Here is a 1,509-nt window from a genome sequence, read left to right as displayed (position 1 = left end):
GCTCTGACGCGCGTTGCCGTACGGGTCGTAGTCGTAGCGGTTCACCACTTGGCCCGCGGCGTTGGTCAACGCTCGCGTGCTGTTCTGGTGGTCGCTCAGGAAGTAGGTGCGGCCGATGGCTTCGTTTCTTGCGTAGTATTCGTCAACGCCCAACCCGGTCAGAATCGGGTTGATCGTCTCGTCCGCTTTCTCCTGTATCGGGTTCAGACCGTCGTACAGGTATTCGATGGTGCCACCGTTCTCCGCTTTCGCGATGCGCCGGCCCAGGGCGTCGTAGCGGTAGCTCGCTACTAGCTGTGCGCCTTCGCGTACTTCGACGAGTTGGTTGCGGGCGTTCCACACGTAGCGGCGGCCGCCTTCCTCGGTGAGGTTGCCGTTGGCGTCGTAGTGCAGCGCGGTGCCCTCGAAGCGGGTCTGGCGGTGGTTGGCGTCGAATTGAAGAAGATCGCCATCGCCCTGCATGTGCCGCTGGACGATCTGGTGTTCGATCCGCGCGAACGCGGGCCGCAGGGCGAACGGCTGACATTGCTGTTTGAAGCCGTCGCCAGCCTGCCGGCTGACGAACAGCGCGTCGTGCAAGCCGTTCTCGACGGCCTCATCGTCAAGCACCGCACCCGGCAGCTCGCCGAGCAACACACCGCGCCGGTTTAAATCACAACACCGCGGCTAAACGAAGCCCCGCGCTTGACGGGGCTTCGATCACTTCAATCCCGGATTGCGCTGCGCTTCATCCGGGCTACGCTGGCTCTAGATCAAATTCCTAACGACATTTCTGATTCTTTCTTAGTCGGATAAAACGCTTTTTTCTTCTCAAGCTCAAAAAAGAGCGTGCCGTGAATACCGTCGACAGCCTTTTTGTTAGCAGGATGCTTCCATAGTTCGTTCAAAATGCTTGCGGCATGTTGTTCACCAACACGAGCAACAAAGTCATCAATGAACTCAACATCCTGTCCATCGTCAGGAAAGATTTCACGGAAGCCATCCCTGCTAATCGTGAAAACATCATAGGTACAGTTATCTGCACCATCGATTATTTGGATGTTTGGCATCAGCGACCACCTCGCGTACGTCCACCCGGATACACATTGATGTATCCGCCTCCCGGCCTTTGAACGCCCCAATGGGGACCACCGTGCGCACCCGAGCCAGGTCCAGTTGGCACCCACACATTGCCATTTTTATCTGGCCATCCGTAGCCACGCCCATTCGGGCTTTTAACCTTTTTCCCATCCCATTTCTTAGGGCATTCGTAACCATCATCAGCTGTCGGCATTCCAGGCGCTTGAGCGCCGCCATCACCGTCTTGCTGCTCGGAAAAAACCCAATGATCTAACGCCCAAGCACCGCCTAATAGCGCTCCATAAATCACCCACTTCGGCCATGCCGCATCGGATGGATCAGGAATTGCAGTATCTGTTCCAATCCAGCCGGCCACAGGGGCCATAGCCTGCAAGCCAAGCGGATCGACGCCCATTACAGGATTCCCTCCGACATAGGCATACGTATTCA

3 protein-coding genes and 1 pseudogene are annotated in these 1,509 nt (G+C 56.9%); 1 reads left to right on the top strand and 3 read right to left on the bottom strand.

Going from position 1 to position 1,509, the window contains the following annotated elements; all coding sequences use genetic code 11:
• Positions 1–462 (bottom strand): annotated as a pseudogene (locus EBB59_RS13220) (RHS repeat-associated core domain-containing protein); the annotation flags it as partial.
• On the opposite strand from EBB59_RS13220, the gene EBB59_RS13215 reads away from it, so the two are divergent.
• Positions 436–651, top strand: coding sequence for a hypothetical protein (locus EBB59_RS13215; RefSeq protein ID WP_122102590.1), 216 nt, complete (start codon positions 436–438; stop codon positions 649–651). The pseudogene EBB59_RS13220 and the gene EBB59_RS13215 overlap by 27 nt on opposite strands.
• Before the next feature lie 101 nt (positions 652–752).
• Here the strand turns inward: EBB59_RS13215 and EBB59_RS13660 are convergent, their stop codons facing one another.
• Both EBB59_RS13660 and EBB59_RS14120 read right to left on the bottom strand, forming a co-directional pair.
• Complete coding sequence (locus EBB59_RS13660; protein WP_147455626.1) at positions 753–1,049, bottom strand: hypothetical protein; 297 nt, start codon at positions 1,047–1,049, stop codon at positions 753–755.
• Positions 1,049–1,509: polymorphic toxin type 37 domain-containing protein (locus tag EBB59_RS14120; RefSeq protein WP_211327766.1), on the bottom strand; the 461-nt coding region annotated here is incomplete at its 5' end. The genes EBB59_RS14120 and EBB59_RS13660, both read right to left, overlap by 1 nt.

The sequence above is a fragment of the Solilutibacter pythonis genome (assembly GCF_003697345.1).
Taxonomy (GTDB): domain Bacteria; phylum Pseudomonadota; class Gammaproteobacteria; order Xanthomonadales; family Xanthomonadaceae; genus Solilutibacter; species Solilutibacter pythonis.
Note: the sequence above shows the minus strand (reverse complement) of the source record. Positions and strands in the feature narration are given on the sequence as shown.